The sequence below is a fragment of the Sorangium sp. So ce321 genome (assembly GCF_051530195.1).
GTDB lineage: Bacteria > Myxococcota_A > Polyangia > Polyangiales > Polyangiaceae > Sorangium.
The window spans coordinates 10742829-10760989 of the sequence record NZ_CP150329.1 but is presented as its reverse complement, the minus strand read 5'-3'; the positions used below and the strand labels follow the sequence as shown (position 1 = coordinate 10760989).

Sequence of the window (18161 nt, the reverse complement as noted above, 5' to 3'; positions counted from 1 at the left end):
AGCGGCCACGGCGCCCGCGAGCGGCCAGGTCGCCCGCGAGCGGCCACGGCGCCCGCGAGCGGCCAGGTCGCCCGCGAGCGGCGCGGCGCTAGAAGCCGGGCTCGCGGAACTTGGCGCGCCCGGTCTCGGCGGGCGGTCGCGGACGGGGCGGGACCGCTGTCGCGCTCGTGGCGGGGGCGGAGGACGGCGGCGTCGCCGGCGAGGCGGAGGGCGCCGGCGCGGTAGCGCGCGGCGGCTCCGGCGCGACCTGCTCGGCGGCGGCGACCCTCGTCCGCGGCTCCGGCGGCGCGGGCGGCGCCGCGGGCACGGCCTCGCCCGGAGCGGCGGGGCCCTCGCCGAGGCCGACCCAGAGGAGCGTCGCCGCCCCGAGCAGCGCGCCCGAGGCCACGAGGGCCGCGGCGGTGGCGATCGTCCGGGCGCGGCGGCGCGGGTCCAGGCGGGAGAGCGGCCGCGCCCGCGACCTGCCGTCCGCGGCGCGCAGCGCGTCCTTGATCACCGCCGCCCGCCGCGCTGTGCGCGAGGCGAGCGCGTCGCGGATGTACCCTGTGACCTCCTCGCGGCGCCCGCCCATCGCGGCGTCCACCGCCTCGAGCGCGTCGGCGAGCTCCGCCATCGTCGCGAACCGCTCGGCCGGATCCTTGGCGAGCGCCCGCACCACCGCGGCCTCGAGCGCGGGCGGGTAGTCGGGGATGAGCGAGCTCGGCGGGTCGACCGGCTCGGGCCGCGCGATGCGGGCCATGGTCGCGAGGTCGTGGCTGGCGGCGAAGGGGTGCGTGCCCGTCGTCAGCTGATAGAGCACGATGCCGAGCGCGAAGATGTCCGAACGCCGGTCCAGCTGCTCGCTGTAGACCTGCTCGGGCGCCATGAAGAGGATCTTGCCCTTCATGTGCCCGGTATTGGTCGTCGGGTTGTCCGCGTGGGCCATGGCCTTGGCCACGCCGAAATCGGCGATCTTCACCGAGCCATCGCGCGTGATCAGGATGTTGTGCGGCGAGACGTCGCGGTGCACGAGCCCGACCAGCGCGCCGCTGTCGTCGCGCAGCTCGTGCGCGGCGTGCAGCCCGCGCGCCGACTCGATCGCGACCCGCACCGCCACGGGCAGGGGGAGCGGCCTGCCCTGCTTGCGGGTGCTGCCGCCGAGCAGCGCCACCAGCGCGTCGCCGTCGATCCACTCCATCACGAAGTAGAGCACCCCGTTCTGCTCACCTTGATCCAGGATCGCGCACACATTCGGGTGCTTGATCCGGGACGCGATGCGAGACTCGGTGAGGAACATGCGCTTGCAGCGCGGATCGCTGGAGAGTGCCGGCAGCATCGTCTTCACTGCCACGATCCTGTCGCCGCCCGCTGCCCCGCCGCGCTCCCGCGCCGCCCACACCGTGCCCATTCCGCCCTGTGCGATGGCGATCAGCAGCTCATAGCGGCCGAGAAGTTGACCTGGCACAAGATCGACGGGCGCTATCACAGCTCGTACCTGCGACTCCTGTGTCGTCGTGAATCCGACCACGCTGAAGCTCTCACGGACGATGGAAGAGCGTTCCAGGATCGGCCACCAATCTCAAACAATTTTCCAGTTGTCGAGAATCGAGAGGCATGAGTACGGTTAGATTGCCTCTATCGCTTCGTTGAGGAAGGAGGCGCAGGTGGAGCATCGGATCACCATCGGCGGAGTGGTATTCTTCGCCGTGGTCGGCGTCGGTCCGGCTGCGTCCGCAGATCCTTCCCCGCAGGCCGAGGGGCGCGCGCCGCTGCCCGTCGTCGCGAGCGCGCCGCCGCCTGCCGCCGCGAGCGCGCCGCCGCCTGCCGCCGCGAGCGCGCCGCTGTCCGTCGTCGCGAGCGGGCCGCCGCCTGCTGCCGCGAGCGCGCCGCCGCCTGCCGCTGCGCCCCGGCAGCCGAGCGCCGCGGAGCTCGCGTCCGCGCGGCGCCTGTTCGCGCTCGGCCTCGCCGCGGAGGATCAAGGCCGGTGGGCAGAGGCGCTGGAGGCCTACGAGCGGATCCGCAAGATCGTCGTGTCGCCATCGCTCTTGTATCACCTCGGCGCGTGTCACGAGGCGCTCGGCCACGTGGTCGAGGCGCTCAACGCGTTTGAGCTCGCCCTGTCCGGCGCGACAGCGCGGCGCGAGCTCGCGCTCGCGAGGGAGTCGCGGTCACGCATCGAGAAGCTCCGGGTGAGGACGTCGCAGATCGTCCTGCGCCTGCCCGAGCACGCGGCCGGCGTGCACGTCGAGATCGACGGCGAGCCGATCAACCCGGCGCTCGTCGGCGCGGCCATCCTCGTGACCCCCGGGGAGCGGCGGGTCGTGGTGAGGGCGGAGAACTACGCGGAGCGGTTCGAGGCCACGGTGCAGGCCGAGACAGGCGCGATCGTCGAGCTCCGGGCCGAGCTCGGCTCCAGGCGTCAGGTCGCGTCCGCGCGCCCGCTCGCGCCGACGCGCGCGGCGCCGCTCCGCGCGCCCGCGCCGGGCCCGCGCATCTCGCCGGTCGCCGTCGTGGGGGCGGCGGCCGCGCTCGCCGCCGGCGCCGTGGTCACGGGCGTGATCGCGTACGACGTGCGGCACACCTTCCTGAAGAAGAACGCGAACCCTGCCCCGGGCTCGCTGGACGAGCGGCAGGCCCTGCGCGACCGCGGGCAAGCGCTCGCCGTCACGAGCACGGTGCTCACCGGGGCCGCGCTCGTCGCGGGCGGCTTCGCCACGTACCTCTTCTGGCCTTCTTCCTCGCCGCGCGCGGCGCCCGCGGACACCGCGGGGAGGCAGGCGCGGCCAGCGCGCGCGCCGGGCCCGACGGCGCTCTCGCCGTGGATCGGCCTGGATGGCGCGGGCGTCGCCGTCAGGGGGGCGCTGTGAGCCGCGCGCGCCGCCTCGGCATGGGCGTCGTCGCGGCGCTCGCCCTGGCCTGCACGGGCGCGTGCGCCTTCATCGCGCCCTTCCCCGAGCTCGCGCCGGACCCGGTCGGCGAGGGGGGGAGCGGCGGCGGCGGGGCCGCGGGCGGCGGCGCCCCGGAGGGCTGCGTCCCGCTCGCCGAGACGGCCTGCTACGCGGGGCCGCAGGGCACCGAGGGCGTCGGCCTCTGCGCGGCCGGCGTGGCCACGTGCAACGACGACGGGACGGCGGTCGGCTCCTGCGTCGGCCAGGTCCTGCCCGCGTTCGAGAGCTGCACCACGCCCGAGGACGAGAACTGCGACGGGCGGGCGTGCACCGGCGATCCCGTGCTGAGCGCCGCGCTGGGCGGCGCCGGCGTCCAGCACGGCACGGCCATCGCCGTCAGCGAGGACGCCGTCGTGGTGGTCGGGTCGGCTTCCGGCAGCACCGACCTCGGCGCGGGCCCGTCGGACGAGCTGGGCACGCTCGGCGACGCGGACGCGTTCCTCGTCGCGTTCCCGCGCGGCGCGCTCTCCCGCGACGGCCGCTCGCGGTTCGGCCGTCGCTTCGCCGACAGCGTCGCCCGGGGCGTGGCGCTCTCGCCGGACGGCGACGTGGTGCTCGCGGGCAGCGCCTCGGGCGACGTCGATTTCGGCGGCGGCGTGCGCGAGGGCCACGGTCACCGCCCCGACGTCGTCGTCGCGCGGTTCGACGCCGCGGGGGCGCACCAGTTCAGCCGGCGCTTCGGCGACTCCGCCAGCCAGCAGGCGACGGCGGTGGCCGTGGACGGCGCGGGGAACGCGTTCGTCACCGGCGAGTTCTGGGGCACGCTCGACTTCGGCGAGCGCCAGGAGGGCGAGGGCTTCACCCTGACGAGCCAGGGCAAGCGCGACGTGTTCCTCGTCAAGCTCGACGCCGCCGGCAATGTCCAGTGGGCCAGGCAGTTCGGCGACGCGGAGGACCAGGCCGGCACCGGCGTCGCCGTCGACGGCGCGGGCAACATCGTCCTCGTCGGCTGGTTCAGCGGGAGGATCAGCTTCGGGGGCGACAAGGGCCTCGTCACCGAGGCCAAGAGCGACCTGTTCATCGCGAAGCTCGACCCGGCCGGCGACCACCTCTGGAGCAAGTCGGCCAACGCGACCAACGCCGCCGAGGCGCTCGGCGTGGCCGTGGACGGCGCGGGCAACGTCCTCGTGACCGGCTCGTTCCGCTCCTGGGTGAACCTCGGCGAGTCGCCGCTCACGACGTCGGGAGACAAGGACATCCTCCTCCTCAAGCTGGACGAGAACGGCGTCCCGCTGTGGAGCGAGGACTACGGCGACGACGCCGACCAGGAGGGCGCCTCCGTCGCGGTCGACCTTGCCGGCAACGTCCTCCTGACCGGCTCCTTCCTGGGGAGCGTCGAGGTAGGGGACGACGTGCACGTGGCCGCGGGCGCCGCCGACGTGCTCGTGGCCAAGCTCGACCTCGGCGGCAGCCCGATCTGGTCGCGCGCGTTCGGCGACTCGGGCGAGCAGCGGGGTACCTCCGTCGCGGTCGATCTCCTCGGCAACAGCTGGGTGACCGGCCACTTCAACGGGGTCCTCGACCTCGGGGGCGGCGCGCTCACGAGCCGCGGCGCCAGCGACGCGTTCCTCGTCCAGTTCGGCCCGTGAGCGCCGCGGCGCCGCCGGCTCACTCGCCGGCGAGCGGGTAGATCGGCCGGACGTCGATCGGGATCCCCTCGAGGCCGCCGAGCGCCTGCTGCATCGGCCCCGAGACCTCTCCGTACCTCGAGAGGAGCTCGCTTGCGGCCTGCCGGTCGCCGCGGTGCTGCACCATGCAGAGATCGCGGACGAGGCGGGCGATGGCCGCCTCGAGCCCCGCGGGGTCGACCGTGAAGCGGCGGGTCGCCGGGTCGAAGCGGGCGGCGCGCTCCTCGAGGAAGCGGTTGATCTGGAGCGCGGCGCCCTTGCCGTGCGCCTCGGCCACGCCGAAGCGGGTGCTCCTGAACAGCCCCGCGAAATACGACACAAGGAGCTTCTCCCTGAAGTCGGCGGGGAAGTGTCCTCTCTGGATCATGAAGAGGACGTTGTGGGCGCCCATCACGTCGGCCTTGGCCTCCTCGAGGGCGGAGTAGGTCGAGCCGAGGGCGAGGCGCACCTCGACCCGGGCGCCGCCGACGTTCGTGAACGCCGGGCCCAGGCTGTGCGAGAGCTCGTGGAAGAGCGTCTCGTTGAAGAACGCGTCGGCGGACAGGTGCTCGAGCTGCGCCGGGTCGAGGATGCGCTCGGCGATGGGGCGCATGATCAGCTCGAACTTCGTCTCGATGACGTTGCGGAGCAGGACCTTCTTGGCGCCCTTCTCGGCGCGGACGCGCTCGTCGTTCGGCAGGTTGAACGCGATCGTCTGGACCGATTTGCGGGCGTCGCCGGCGCTGTAGACGAGGTCCACGACCTGGATGGGGCTCTCTCCGCCGCGCTCCGTCTTCACCTCATCGGGGATGGGCAGGTTGCGCTCCATCTCCGGGAGGAGCTCCTTGTACTTGGCGAGCCTCCGGGAGGCCTCCGGGTCGCTCACCGTGACGAACGACTCGAAGGAGGCCTTGAGGCCGAGGAGCTCGTCCTCGTAGGTCTCGTAAGGGCCGATGGTCACCTCGACCGGGCTGTCGAGGTCCATCCAGTCCTTGTCCGATGCGTGGTAGTCGTCCGAGCGGAACGCCTCGGCCCGCGATCTCAGGAACCGCCGCAGGCTCTCGTTCGCCGTGAGCGCCGCCGCCTCCTCGAGGAGCGCGCCGGCGGGGCCGAGCCACGCCGCGTACGCCTGGCTGTACGGCACCGCCACGAGCCTGCCCGCGTCGCGGCGGATGAGCGTGAAGAGGCTCTCGAAGGCCTCCTTGTCGCCCGGGTGCTGCGCTGTCCAGGCGTGGAGCTCGTCGGCCGAGAGATCTTCCGGGTAGAAGCCGGCGCCCGGCGGACGAGGCCTGTCGGTGGCGAAGGGGCGGTGGTGATCCTGCCTGTCCCACGGGCCGCGCATGATGTCGAAATAGGCGAGCTTGTCCCGCCCTTCCGGGGTGGTGTCCGAGGCGAGCTGCTCGCGGAGCTCCGGGTTCGCGGCGTGGGCCTGCCGATCGAAGACGGGATCGAGCAGCCGCGAGGCCTCGATGAGCTTGCCGAGCACCTGCCTCTCCCGCTCGGGCAGCTTGCTGACGTCCGCGGTGAGCCTGGCCGGCGCGAACTGCTTGACCTTCTCGGACAACAACGGGACCTCCTCTCGGGCGACGTCGTGATGTCGTGATGTCGTGATGTCGTGATGCCGTGACGTCGTGATGTCCAGCAACCGCCGGACGGCTCAGGGTCAGCTCGTCTGGACCAGGCGTGCGTCGCGGTACTCGCGGACCGCCTGGGCCTCGTCGATGGCGTGCTTGAACCCGGTGGCGGCGCGGAAGGCCGCGCTGTCCACGACGACGGGGTACTTGACGTGGGTCAGCGCCGCGCGCGGGAGCTTCGGCAGGCCGAAGCGGCCGAGCGCGTTGCGCAGCACGAACTCGGGCAGGGGCACCGCCACCCGCCCCGCCGCCCGGATGATGAGCGACAGGGGCACGGGCTGCGGGCCCGAGACGTTGTAGACGCCGCGGATGCGCTTCTCCAGGGCGAGGCAGATGGCGGTCACGACGTCCTGCTCGTGCATGAACTGGAACAGCGGGTCGAACCCGAGGACGTACGGGACGTGGGGGCCGCGAAGGAAGCTCGCCAGCGTGCCGTGGCCGGTCGGGCCGAGCGTGTAGCACATGCGGAGCACGGTCGTGCAGAGCTCGGGAGCGCGCCAGAGCGCCGTGCAGGCGTAGAGATCGGCCGCGACGAGGTCGGCGAGCTCGGGGAAGGTGGACACCGCCATCGGCGGGTCCTCCTCCGTGTGGTAGAGCGGCGACTCGGGGCCAGCGCCATAGTAGGTGTGTCGGCCGACGAAGATCACGTGCTCGACCCCGCAAGCGCGGCTGTTGTCGAAGACGACGCGCGTGCCGCCGAGGTTGATCCGATACCGCTCCTCGGTCTGCTCCACGAGGTGCGTCACCGTCGCCATGTGGATGACGGCCTGGGGCCGGCTCTTGCGGAACACGTCCTCGGCGGCGCGCTTCTGCAGATCCACGTTGTGCATCTCGACGCCGGCGGGGGCGGACGGCCAGGGCCGCCGGTCGATGCCGATCACCTCGTGTCCCGCCTCGAGGAGGCGCGTCGCGACCATGCGACCGAGCTGTCCGGTGATTCCAGGGATGAGGATCCTCATGCGCGCTCCTTCGATGAGGCAGGCTCCGCCGGCGTGGCGCCGCGCTGCCCCGCCGGCGTGGCGCCGCGCTGCCCCGCCGGCGTGGCGCCGCGCTGATCGAGCGCGAGCCCCCCGCGGCGCCGCTGCCGCCCGACCTCGATGAGCTCGGCGATTTTCGCCTTCACCTGATCCACGTGGCCCATGATCACCTCATCTTCCTCCGCGCCGGTCCCGGGGAACGTCATCGGCTCGCCATAGGTGATCTCCAGCTGGACTGGCAGCGGCGCCGGGACGAGATAAGGGGTGATCGGGATATAGGGGACCCCGAACAGCCGGCCGATCGTGTACGAGTTGGCGATGGTGGGCACCGCCTCGCCGCCGCCGACGAAGCCGAACGGGATGATGGGCGTCCTCGTCTTCTGCGCGAGCCGGACGAACCCCGAGCCGAAATGCACGAGCGAGTTGCGCTCGCTGTAGAGCTTGGCGGTGCCGCGCGCCCCCTCGGGGAACACCATGAGCAGCCGCTCGTCCTCGAGCAGGCGGCTCGCGTGCTCGGGGAGGCCGGTGAAATGCCCTGTGCGGCTCGACCAGAGCGAGGTGAAGGGGAGGCGGTTGATGAACTTCTCCGCCATCCCCTCTGCCAGCCGCGGCGGCTCCATCTCGAAGAACATCGACGCGACCACCATCGCCCCGTCGATGGCGACGCCGCCCGAGTGGTTGCCGACGAGCATCGCGCGCCCGCGCGCAGGCACGTTCTCGGCGCCCGCCACGTCCACCGAGAAGTAATGATGGTAGAAGAAGTCCAGCGCAGAGAAGAAGAGGCCGAGGTGCTTCCGGGAGATGCCGTAAGGATCGACCCCGAAGCTGTTGAACGGGATCTCCAGCCGCTGTACGCGCTGTGCAATTGAGTCGCTGACGAGCAGTGTCAAAGGTCACCCTCCGGAGACTTCGGCGCCCGGAGGGTACGCGCGATCGGGCGGGGAGCACAACCTCCGCCACGGCCGCGGAGGAGCCGGCGGCCGCCCTGCGCCGCCGGCGCGCCGGTGAAGGTGCGCCCGCTGAAGCCGCGCGAGCCGCTGGGCTCGAGTCGCCGCAGGCCGCAGGTTTCGCGCCGTTGTCGTCGATGATCACGTCTCGAAACATAACGCGCCGCGGCGGGCTCTCCGCGGCGCAGCGCTGGCTGCTGCGCTCTCGACCGTGGCGCGCGGCGCGGGGCCATTGAGCAGCCCCGCTGCCCGCGGTATGGGTCGGCCATGTCGATCCGACGCCGCGCCCCCGAGCTTCCTGGCCAGGCGCCCTCCGGCCGCCCGCCGGAAGGACGCCCCCGCAACGCCCGCCGGGAGGTCGCCCCGTGACCGAGCTCGTGATCCGCCGGGCGGCGCCCATGGATGCGGCGATCCTCGCGGCGAACAACAGGGCGATGGCGCTCGAGACGGAAGGCAAGGTGCTGGACACGGCCACCACCCTCCGCGGCGCCGCCGCGCTGATCGCCGACGAGTCCAAAGGGTTCTATCTGATCGCCGAGCGCTCCTCCGAGGTGGCCGGGCAGCTGATGGTCACCTACGAATGGAGTGACTGGAGAAACGGCACTTTCTGGTGGATCCAGTCCGTTTATGTGTCTCCCGCGTCGCGCCGCAGCGGGGTCTTCCGGGCGCTGTACCGGCGAGTCCGGGAGATGGCGGCGGACGCGGGGGACGTATGCGGCATCCGCCTCTACGTGGAGACCGCGAACGCGCGCGCGCAGTCGACCTATGTCGCGCTCGGAATGCAGCGCTCGCATTACGAGCTCTACGAGCTCGACTTGGCCTCCGGCTCCTCCTGAGGCGCCCGGATTTCCTGGCTCGGGGCGGGGGGAGCGACCGCGGGCATCGACGGCCAGGAGCCCTTGACGAGGGCGCGCATCGCGGCCGTCTTCAGCGCTACCTCGCGGGGATCGAGGAAGACACCGAGCGCCTGGCGAATGTGGGGAAGCGAGCGGATGAGATCGGCAGGGGTCATCGCGTCGGGCGGCGACACGCCGCTCCGCTCGCAGGCCTCCTGGATGATCTTCCTGGCGAACGCGGGCGCGAGGCCACAGCACTCGACCACCTGCTCGAAAAGCGAGCGCATGAGCTGGTTCCCCCGGGGTAACGTCTGACGCGCGGCGCGTCTTTCACTTGGGCGAGCACATTCCGCCCCACGACAAGAATAGCCTACGTCCCATGTCACGCTCGTGAGATGACGACTGACCTTCTGCGGTGCTTTGCGAAGATGTGGGTGACGAGGTGCGCTCAATGTGTGACAGCGCGGCCTCGTGCCGCGCGATCGGAGCTGCTTCGGGACCGGCGCAGAGGGAGGCCGTGGCCGCCGGTGATTGGACGGGCCTCGACCGCCGGAGTGTTGGACGTGGCGGCGAAAAGGATCATCGCCAGGCCGGCCGCGCGCGTCGCGCGCCGCGGGGGCAGCGCTCGGACCCCGTGAGATAGCGCCTGTCCCTGACTGACGTCAGGGGAGCCCCGGTCCCGGGCTGGCGTCGATGGTGTCTCGTCGAGGCGATGACGTCGCGCGTCGTGCGCGTCAGAGCCCGCTGGGCTTGAAGGGCGTCCGGGAGGTCGTCCGCGGGGCGCTTCGCTTCGGGTCCGGGGCCTTCGGCGTCGCGCCGCGAGCGGCCGAGGAGCGGAGCGGCGGCTTTGCCGTCGAGGACGCGGATCCGCTCGCGGTGCGCGGGTCGGACCGGCTCGGCTTGGGCTTGGCGGCGGGCGGCGTCGCCCTCTGGCCGGGCCGCGGCGCCGCGCGGTTGGCGGTGGACGCCGGCGCATGGGCGGCCCTGGCAGGAACGACGCCCTGAGCGGCCCTGACCGGAACCGGGGCCGGGGCGGCTCTGGCGGGAAGGGGCGCGTGCGCGGCCCCGGCGGGAAGGGGCGCGTGCGCGGCCCCGGCGGGAAGGGGCGCGTGCGCGGCCCCGGCGGGACCGATGCCCTGGGCGGAGCCGCCGGGTGCAGCGGCCTGCGCTGGGGCGTCGAGGGCGGGGCCCTGGGCGGGCGCGCCGGGATGCGCCACAGCGGCCACATGAGCGGGCGCGCTGTCCGCGATGGCCGCAGGGAGCAGCGGCGAGCTCGGGGAAGCGGCGACGCTCTCCGTCACCTCCTGGGCGACGGGCTCGCGCTGGCCGACGGCGAAGAAGACCCCCACGCCGATCGCGAGCGCGACCGCGCAGAGGCTGGCGATCACGCTGCGGCGCACGATGTGCTGCCGGCGGAACACGGCCTCGGAGACGACCGCGCCCAGCCCCTGCGCGCTGTCGGTGCCCAAGAGATCCGTGGCCGCGCCGACGCCCTGCTGGCTCCGGGGCGCGCGGTGGCTGAGGGGCAGCGGCTCGCTCCCGGGAGAGCGCTGGCTGAGGGGCAGCGGCTCGCTCCCGGGAGAGCGCTGGCTGAGGGGCAGCGGCTCGCTCCGGGGAGAGCGCTGGCTCAGCGGCGACCGCACCGACCTCGGCCCGGTGCCCGACGCCGGGCCGTTCCGCGCGCTGGGCGGACCGAGGCCGTCCGGCGACCCGCGCAGGCCGACCTCCTTGATGAGCGCCTCCACCGCCCGGGGGGACGAGACAGCGAGGCCCGGCGTCTGCGCGGCCGCCTCTTCCAGCGCCTCCGCGAACGCGGCGGCGGTAGGGAACCGGTCGTCCGGATCGGTGCTCAGCGCGCGCAGGCAGATCCTGTCGATCGCGGCCGGGACCGACGGCACCACCCCGCGCGGCCCCGTGGGCGGGCCCTGGAGGATGTGCGCGATCAGCGCGCCGTCGTTGTCGGCCTTGAACAGGCGCTCCTCCGTGAGCATCTCCCAGAGCACCACGCCGGCCGAGTAAACGTCGCTGCGGCGGTCGACCTGCTGGGCCCGGATCTGCTCGGGCGCCATGTAGGCGAGCTTGCCCTTGAGCGCGTTGCCCTGCGTCGACATGAGCCGCGTCTCGGCGCGGGCGACGCCGAAGTCGGTGATGCGCGCGACGCCGTCGATGCCGACGAGCACGTTCTGCGGCGAGACGTCGCGGTGCACGAGGTGGAGCGGCTCGCCGTCCGACCCGGTGAGCTCGTGCGCCGCGTGGAGACCCGCGAGCACGTCGAGGAAGATGCGGAGCGCGATCCCGAGCGGGACGGGCCGCTTCGCCCGCGCGCACGTGCGGAGCAGGAGGTGCAGCGACGGGCCCTCGATGTACTCCATGACGAGGAACAGCGGGTCCTCGACGAGGTCGAACGTGGCGACGACGTTGGGGTGGCGCACCCGCGCCGCGAGGCGCGCCTCGTCGAGGAACATCGCGACGAACTCGGGCTCCGCCGCGATGTGCGGGTGCATCATCTTCAGGGCGACGAGGCGCTCGAACCCGCCGGCGCCGACGGCCCGCCCGAGATACACCGTGGCCATGCCGCCCGACGCGATGGCGCGCAAGCTCTCATAGCGGCCAGCGTGCAAGGTCACATGCCGAGGCTACACCATGCCTGGTGCGTTCTCCATGAGTCCCGCGCTGTCCTTCGCGCGCGCGCACGTCCTGCACAGCCATGACGAAGAGCGGGTGCACCCGTGTCGATGTGAGGCGCCATACGACCGATCGCCGACAGCCAGCGCCGGCGTGGCCTGCTGGTCGGCGATCGGCGCTGGCGGCGCAGGCCTGCGCGGTTGCTGCGGGATCAGCTCACGATCGGCAGCCGCCTGGCCGCCGGTCGCGCGCCGCCCTGCTCGCGCTCGCGCAAAGCAAGGTCGTGCTCGACTATCGTAAGGGGATTGTCGTAGGCCGGCAGCGGAAGATCCTTGTTCTTCGCGTACACAGGGTGCCTGCCGTGCTTCTTGTACCACTCGGCCACCGTGGCGTTGGCCTTCATCTTCTCGAGGATGTTCCGCCACCCAGCGCCGGTGTTGTAGGCGCAGAAGCTGATCTCGCCGAGCTGCGTTCCGTACGGAATGATGCACATCTCCGTGCGACGGAAATCGTAGTTGAACAGGTCCTGGAACCACATCCCCGCGACGAACAGGACCCGCCACTCGTACTTGTGAGCGTCGCCCTCGCCGGCGTGCGCGGCGCCCGTCTGGCTCATGAACTGCTTCACCAGCGTCGCAAGGTTAAAATTGGGCGGCGCCTTCTCGGGCCGGTAGTGGCGTAGCAGCGCGGCGACGACCTGGGCCTTCGTGAAGGCGCGGCCGCGGCCGGCGTCGAAGATCGCGCGGAGGTCGGAGAGCAGCCCCTCGACGTCCACGAAATCGAGCAGCGGGACCATCTGCTTCGTCTGCTTGTGGACGAACAGCACGGTCCCGATCCCGCAGTTCGGGTGGCACCCGCAGTTGATCTGCCCCCAGTCCTTGTCCGGGCCGTCGAGCAGGTCGGTCACGTCGCCGAAGGGGCTGAGCGACGAGAGGGGGAACCAGTCGCGGAGCGGATCGGTCACGCCCGTCTGCCGGGCGACGTCGTGCGCGAGGTGGCTCAGCGTGTAGCGCTGCTTCTCGCGCAGCTCGTCGGAGATGTCCTCGTCGCGGCCGGTGAAGCTGACCGGCTGGAAGCTGACGACCGTGACCTTGTCGGCGTTCTGGACCGCGAAGTCGATGATGGGCCCCACCTGGTCGTTGTTCACGCCGTTGACGATCGTCACGACCAGGATGACGTCGATGCCGGCGGCCGAGAGCTCCTCGATGGCCCGCAGCTTCACGTCGTAGAGGTTGCCGATCTTGCGGTGGCTGTTCGCGGCGTTCGTGACCCCGTCGAACTGCAGGTACGCCATCCGGAGGCCCGCCTCCTTGGCCTTCCTGGCGAAGCCCGGCTCCTCCGCGAAGCGGATCCCGTTCGTCGCGCACTGGACCGCGAAGTACCCCTTCGCGCGCGCGTACCGGATGGCGTCGAGGAAGTGCGGGCTCAGCGTCGGCTCGCCGCCGGAGAACTGGATCGACATCTGCCGGCGCGGGCGCACGGCGGCCGCGTCGTCGAGGATCCGCTGGATCTCTTCCCAGGAGAGCTCGTGCACATAGCCGACCTGATTGGCATCCATGAAGCACGGGTCGCACATCATGTTGCAGCGGTTCGTCAGGTCGACCGTGAGGACCGCGCCGCGCCCGTACCGGATGGTGCTCGAGCCGTGGTTGTGGATCCGGTCCGGCGTCATCTCGACGTCGCGCCCGCCGAAGAGGCGCTCGATGCGGGCGAGGAAGTCCGGGTCGATCGAGATCGTGTCCGAGAAGGAGCCGTGCTTCGGGCAGGTCTTCTCCATGACCACGCGCCCGTCGCGCGCGACGATGCGGGCGCGGATCTCCCCTGGCTTGTCGGTGATGAGCCGGGTCCAGTCCGCCTTGCCGCCCAGGATCTCGGCGCGCGCCTCCTTGACGCAGCGCGGGCACAGGCTGTCCGTCTCGCGAGGCCAGCCGAGCGGGGGCTTCGATCGCTGGCCGCCCCTCGGGATCGGCTTGTCGCTCCACTTCGGGTGGAACGGCCTGGGCTCGTCACCGAGCCGGCTCAGCTGCTGCAAGACCGGCCATACCTTGTTGGCGGATACCGTGATGGCCTTTTCCAGTGTCCGTACCAGGTCGATCAAGCGTCACCTCTTCTACAGCCGCTACAGCCGCAATTCGCGGCTGCACCGTAGGTCGACCTGGCGCGTGCTTCCATCAAATTCCAGGCTTGTCACGCGGGGCCGACGCGCCCCGTCGGGCGGTCGGCACGGCGCCGCCGGGCAGCTGACGGCGGCCGACGCGGCGCCGCCGGGAGCGTGACAGCGGGCCGCCGATCGCGGGATAGTGCGGCGCAGCGAATGCGATTGCTCCCTGGAACCCCCCGCGCCCTCGGCCTCGCGGCGGCGCTCGCGGCCACCGCGCTCGCCGGCGCGGCGGCGCCGCAGCCCGTCGCGCGGACCGCGCGCGCCCCGCAGGCGGAGGACAGCAGCGGCGCGCCCGCGGCTGCTGAGCCCGGCACGTCGCCGCTGCGCGGCAACCTCGGCGTGCCGGTCGCGGAGCGGCTGCTCGCCTCGAGCGACCCGGAGGCGCGGCTCCGCGGCATCGAGCGGCTCGGATCGATCGGCACCGAGGAGGCGATCGACGCGCTGCTCGCGGCGCTCGAGCAAGGGGCGCCGGCGGCGCGCGACCCGAAAGCGCGCCTCGCGGCGGTGCGGGCGCTCGCCCCGCACGCGCCGCGCGACAGCGTGCGCCAGCTCCTCTCGCGCGAGCTCGCGGAGGGCGGCGCCCCCGCGCGCAGCGCCGCCTCGCCGCTCGGCGAGCTGCTGCGCGGCACGGCGGCCCTCGCGCTCGCTCGCTCGGGCGACAAGCGCGCGCTCGCCGCGCTCGTGAACGCCATCGTGCAGGGCGGCGCCGCGGGCGAGGCCGCGGCGCGCGCGCTCAAGGCGTACCCGCCCGCGTCGCTCCAGCTCCTGCTCGGCAGCCGCAAGCGGCTCGAGCCTGCGCTCGTCGCCTTCCTCGGCGAGCTCGGAGACCTCCGGGCGCTCCCGGCGCTGCGGCCGATGCTCGAGGGCGGCGACAGGGCGGCGCAGGTGGCCGCGGCGCGCGCCCTCGCGCGGCTCGGCGACGAGGCCGCGCTGGCGAAGGCGCGCGCGTGGCTTCGCAGGCCGGAGCCGGGGCTCCTCGAGGCGAGCGCCGAGGTCCTCGTCCAGCTCGGGGCCCCGGAGGCGCCGGACGCCGTGGCCGCGCTGCTCGGGTCCGAGCTCGCGCGGCTCGAGGGGCTCCGGCTCGCCGAGCTCGCGCCGGCGGAGCGGCTCGCGCCGGCGCTCGCGCGCGCGCTCCCGCTGCTCCCGGAGGACGCGCGGCCGCGCGCCGTCGCGGCGATCGGCCGCGCGGGCGGCGCGGAGGCGGCGCGGCAGCTGCGCCGCCTCTCGATCGAGCGCCCCGAGCTCGCGACGGCGGCGGCGTTCGCGCTGGCGACGGCGCCCGGCGCCGAGGCGCGGGCCGCCGTCGCGGAGATGATCGACGGCCCGCGCGCCGCCAAGGACGCGGACCTCCGCCGGCTCGGCCTGCGCGCCGGCGTGGTCCGCGGCCTCGCGCTGCGCGACGCGCCCGAGGCGCTCGAGGGGCGGCTGCTCGCCGCGCTGGCCGCGCCGAGGGGGTCGAGCGATCGCGCCGTCGCGGCGTTCGGCGCCGTGGCGCTCGGCCTGCGCGACGCCAGCGAGGTCGTCGGCGAGTGCTCCCCGGCCTCCTGCGATCGCGCGGCGGTCCATGCGGCGGCGCGCGGCGCCCTCGCGCGGGGCGAGCGCGCCCTCGTCGCGCTCGCCCCGCTCTTCGCGGAGCTCGCCGCGCCGGGCGGCGGCGGCGCGCCCGACGCGGCGGCGATCTCCGCCGGCGTCGCGCTGCTCGCGGCGCCCCGGGGCGGCGCTGTCGCGACCTCGCGGCTCGCCGCCCTCGCCGAGGCGGGCGGTCCCCTGGCGCCGCTCGCCGCCCGCGCGCTCGCGGCCCGCGACGACGAGGTGATCCGCGGCAGGCTCAAGCGGCTGCTCGAGGGCAGCGACCCCGTCGTCCGCGCGCACGTCGCGCTCGGCCTCGGGAGCGACCCCATGCCCGACAGCGTCTCGCTCCTCGCGCGCGCCTATCGCTTCGAGGACGACGCCGCTGTGCGCCGCGCGATCGTCCGCGGGCTGTCCCGGCGCGCCGAGGTGCAGCGCCGGCGCGTCCTCGAAGCGGCGCGGGACCTCGATCCGGACGAGGGGGTGCGCGCGCTCGCGCGGGCCGCCCTCTCCGGTGCCGACCGGCGGGCGCTCGATGCGCCCTCCGCGCTGGCGACGGGGGTGGTGTGGATCGCGATCGTCCCGAACGACCGGAGCGCGGCCGCGAGCGCGTCGTCGCGCCCGGCGCGGCTCGTCCGCCCGGACGGGCTGGCCGTCCCGGTCGTGGCCGATCCCGACGGCGTGCTCCTCGTGCCGGGGGTGCCGCCCGGGGTGAGCTCCGTCCTGCTTGCGCCGGCCGCATCACCGGGGGACGCTGGCTCATGACGACGATGAGCAACGCGACGGACGAGAGCGGCACGGACGCGGAAGCGGGCGCTGCATCCCGCGCCGCATCGGCGGCGTCTGCGGGCGATGCCGATCGCGCGCCGGTGAGCGGCGACAAGGCGGCGAGCGCCGGCGCGATGTCCTTCGAGGAGTCGACGCGCCGCCTCGCGAAGATCGTGGCGGAGCTCGAGGGCGGCGACCTGCCGCTCGAGCGCGCGCTCTCGCTCTTCGAGGAGGGCATCCGCCTGTCGCGGTCGGCGCAGGAGCGCCTCGACCGCGCGGAGAAGCGCGTCGAGGAGCTGCTCGGGATGGACGCCGACGGGCGCCCGGTGACGCGCGAGTTCGAGGGTTGAGCGGAGCAAGGGTGAGATGAGGACCGCGGCGGCGCTGATCATCGGCAACGAGCTGCTCACCGGGAAGATCGCTGACGAGAACCTCTTCGTGCTCGCGGGCACCCTGCGCGCGCTCGGCGTCAAGCTGGAGCGGGCCGTCATGGTGCTCGACGACATCGAGGTGATCGCCGCGGAGGTGCGCGCGCTCGCCGCGTCGCACGACTGGCTCTTCACGAGCGGCGGCGTGGGCCCGACGCACGACGACCTCACGATCGCGGGCGTCGCGCGCGCGTTCGGCGTGCCGGTGGTCAGCGCGCCCAACATGGAGAGCATGCTGCGCGAGTACTACGGCGACCGGCTCACCGAGGGGCACCTGCTCATGGCGCGCGTCCCGGAGGGCGCGCGGCTCGTGACCGGCGGCAGCGCCGCGTGGCCGGCGGTGGTGATGCGGAACGTGTGGATGCTGCCCGGCGTGCCGCAGATCTTCCGGGCGAAGCAGGCGCTCATCCAGGCGGAGCTCTCTGGCGGCGCGCCGTTCATCTCGCTGGCGGTGTTCACGACCCTCGACGAGGGGCAGCTCAAGCCGATGCTCGATCGCGTGGTCGACGCGCACCGCGACGTCGACATCGGCTCCTACCCCCGGTGGTCGGGCGCCGAGTACCGGACCAAGCTCACGTTCGACGGCCTCATCGAGGCGAGGGTGCGCGCGGCGCGCGACGCCTTCGCCGAGAGCCTGCCCGCGGAGACCATCGTCCGCGTCGAGTGACGCGCGCGCTTCAGCCGGCGCGCCGGGCGCATCATGCCGAGGCGCCGCGCGCCTGGCGCGGCCCGCGCGCCTGGCGGCCGCCACCCCCGCCGCCGCGCCGCCACCTCCGCCGGCGCGCGCGATCTCCGGGGCGCCGCGCGCACGGCCCCCGGGCCCGCCGCGTGCTTGTCGCTCGCGCATGAGCCTGTGGAAGAGCGCCGCGCTGCCGTCCAGTCACCTCCTCGATCCGTACGCCGACGAGCCCTCCGCGCTGACCGGCTTCGCCGGCCCGCGGGAGCGGGCCCTCGAGGAGGGGATCTGGTCGCTCGGCGACGCCGACCTGCTCGCGATCGTGCTCGGCACCGGGCTCGCGGGCCGGCCCGTGACGCTCGTCGCTGCCGCGCTCCTCGCCCGCTTCTCCGGGCTGGAAGGGCTCTCGCGCCTCGGCCCGCACGCGCTCGCCGAGCACCCCGGCCTCGGCCTCGTGAAGGCGCTCCGCATCGCCGCGTCGCTCGAGCTCGGGCGGCGCGCCTTCGAGCGCGCGGTGCGCCCGCGCCCTCCGGTGCGCACGTCGGCGTCGATCGCTGCGTGGTGCGCGGCGCACCTCGGCCCGCTCGAGCACGAGCAGATGTGGGTGATCTCGCTCGACGGCCGCAACGGGATGAGGGGCGCCCGCAGGGTCGCGCAGGGCGGGCTGCACGGCTGCTCGGTCACGGCAAAGGACATCCTGCGCGCCGCGATCGCGGACGCGGCCTCGGCGCTCGTGCTGGTGCACAACCACCCGAGCGGCGACTCGGCGCCGTCACCCGAGGACGTGATCATGACCAACGCGGTCGCCGCGGCCGGCGAGGTGATCGGGGTGCCGCTCGTCGACCACGTCATCCTCGCGCCGGACGGGCACTACTCCTCGCTGCACGACCTCGGGATGATCGGTCCCGGCGACGCGCCGCCCGACGCTGCCGTCGCTGTCGACCGGCCGCGCCCCTGACGCCGCGCGGGCCTCGCCCTGCGAGCGTGAGCTCCCGCTGAGGCTTCC

Annotated in this window: 14 protein-coding genes; 7 read left to right on the top strand and 7 right to left on the bottom strand. The window is 73.7% G+C overall.

Annotated features, from left to right (window positions below):
* Positions 1-88: 88 nt before the first annotated feature.
* On the bottom strand, positions 89-1444 hold the full coding sequence (locus tag WME89_RS39825) for a serine/threonine-protein kinase (protein WP_438004810.1): 1356 nt from the start codon (positions 1442-1444) through the stop codon (positions 89-91).
* 199 nt (positions 1445-1643) lie between these two features.
* Between WME89_RS39825 and WME89_RS39820 the strand changes: the two genes are divergently transcribed.
* Together WME89_RS39820 and WME89_RS39815 are read left to right on the top strand one after the other, a co-directional pair.
* Positions 1644-2846 (top strand): hypothetical protein, encoded by a 1203-nt coding sequence (locus tag WME89_RS39820; protein WP_438004809.1) that lies wholly within the window; start codon positions 1644-1646, stop codon positions 2844-2846.
* Complete coding sequence (locus WME89_RS39815; protein ID WP_438004808.1) at positions 2843-4516, top strand: hypothetical protein; 1674 nt, start codon at positions 2843-2845, stop codon at positions 4514-4516. Before WME89_RS39820 ends, WME89_RS39815 begins: the two co-directional genes overlap by 4 nt.
* A 19-nt stretch (positions 4517-4535) precedes the next feature.
* On the opposite strand, the gene WME89_RS39810 is transcribed toward WME89_RS39815, so the two are convergent.
* The 3 genes from WME89_RS39810 to WME89_RS39800 form a co-directional block, all read right to left on the bottom strand.
* Positions 4536-6101 carry a dipeptidyl-peptidase 3 family protein gene (locus WME89_RS39810; RefSeq protein WP_438004807.1) on the bottom strand — a complete coding sequence of 522 codons (1566 nt, stop codon included), beginning with the start codon at positions 6099-6101 and terminating at the stop codon, positions 4536-4538.
* A 96-nt stretch (positions 6102-6197) separates the two neighbouring features.
* Positions 6198-7127: an SDR family oxidoreductase gene (locus WME89_RS39805; RefSeq protein WP_438004806.1), complete on the bottom strand. Its 930-nt coding sequence runs from the start codon at positions 7125-7127 to the stop codon at positions 6198-6200.
* Entirely contained in the window at positions 7124-8035 is a 912-nt protein-coding gene (locus tag WME89_RS39800; protein WP_438004805.1) for a 1-acyl-sn-glycerol-3-phosphate acyltransferase, read from the bottom strand. Before WME89_RS39800 ends, WME89_RS39805 begins: the two co-directional genes overlap by 4 nt.
* Before the next feature lie 422 nt (positions 8036-8457).
* On the opposite strand from WME89_RS39800, the gene WME89_RS39795 reads away from it, so the two are divergent.
* Positions 8458-8928 (top strand): GNAT family N-acetyltransferase, encoded by a 471-nt coding sequence (locus WME89_RS39795; RefSeq protein ID WP_437659386.1) that lies wholly within the window; start codon positions 8458-8460, stop codon positions 8926-8928.
* Here WME89_RS39795 and WME89_RS39790 read toward each other — a convergent pair.
* The 3 genes from WME89_RS39790 to WME89_RS39780 form a co-directional block, all read right to left on the bottom strand.
* The gene (locus WME89_RS39790) at positions 8895-9215 is read right to left on the bottom strand and encodes a hypothetical protein (RefSeq protein WP_437659387.1); all 321 of its coding nucleotides are present in this window, start codon (positions 9213-9215) and stop codon (positions 8895-8897) included. The two genes, WME89_RS39795 and WME89_RS39790, sit on opposite strands and share 34 nt — an antisense overlap.
* Before the next feature lie 447 nt (positions 9216-9662).
* Positions 9663-11555 carry a protein kinase domain-containing protein gene (locus WME89_RS39785; RefSeq protein WP_438004804.1) on the bottom strand — a complete coding sequence of 631 codons (1893 nt, stop codon included), beginning with the start codon at positions 11553-11555 and terminating at the stop codon, positions 9663-9665.
* 209 nt (positions 11556-11764) lie between these two features.
* Positions 11765-13651 carry a radical SAM protein gene (locus WME89_RS39780; RefSeq protein WP_438004803.1) on the bottom strand — a complete coding sequence of 629 codons (1887 nt, stop codon included), beginning with the start codon at positions 13649-13651 and terminating at the stop codon, positions 11765-11767.
* A 216-nt stretch (positions 13652-13867) separates the two neighbouring features.
* Between WME89_RS39780 and WME89_RS39775 the strand changes: the two genes are divergently transcribed.
* The 4 genes from WME89_RS39775 to WME89_RS39760 all read left to right on the top strand — a co-directional run bounded on the left by WME89_RS39775 (position 13868) and on the right by WME89_RS39760 (position 18113).
* Complete coding sequence (locus WME89_RS39775; RefSeq protein ID WP_438004802.1) at positions 13868-16048, top strand: HEAT repeat domain-containing protein; 2181 nt, start codon at positions 13868-13870, stop codon at positions 16046-16048.
* Positions 16045-16401, top strand: coding sequence for an exodeoxyribonuclease VII small subunit (xseB, locus tag WME89_RS39770; protein ID WP_438004801.1), 357 nt, complete (start codon positions 16045-16047; stop codon positions 16399-16401). The genes WME89_RS39775 and xseB overlap by 4 nt, the downstream gene beginning before the upstream one ends.
* Before the next feature lie 16 nt (positions 16402-16417).
* Complete coding sequence (locus tag WME89_RS39765) at positions 16418-17146, top strand: competence/damage-inducible protein A (RefSeq protein WP_437620005.1); 729 nt, start codon at positions 16418-16420, stop codon at positions 17144-17146.
* A gap of 178 nt (positions 17147-17324) precedes the next feature.
* Complete coding sequence (locus WME89_RS39760; RefSeq protein ID WP_438004800.1) at positions 17325-18113, top strand: JAB domain-containing protein; 789 nt, start codon at positions 17325-17327, stop codon at positions 18111-18113.
* Positions 18114-18161 lie beyond the last annotated feature (48 nt).